Consider the following 255-nt stretch of genomic DNA (forward strand, 5'->3'; position numbering starts at 1 on the left):
ACGGAAAATTAGGTGCTACTTTATTTGCGTCGTTTACCAAGGCTTTTGATCGTGCTTCTGGTGATGCTACTGTTTCCATAGCCCCATTTTCACCTACTTTGCGTATTGCAGCTCCTAGTGGTACCACGCATTTTAAGATTGCTATGGGTGCTTCGGAGTTGGATTTTGAAAATGAAACCTCAACCTTTGAAAGCTCGGAGACTGCTATTTTACCCTATGAAGCTGCTAATACCGCTGCTATAGATTTGAGCGCGT

Annotated in this window: 1 pseudogene; it reads left to right on the top strand. The window is 43.5% G+C overall.

Annotated elements, in window-relative coordinates:
* A pseudogene (locus LG649_RS16255) lies at positions 1–255 on the top strand (hypothetical protein); the annotation flags it as partial.

It is taken from the genome of Neotamlana laminarinivorans, assembly GCF_020523925.1.
GTDB lineage: Bacteria > Bacteroidota > Bacteroidia > Flavobacteriales > Flavobacteriaceae > Neotamlana > Neotamlana laminarinivorans.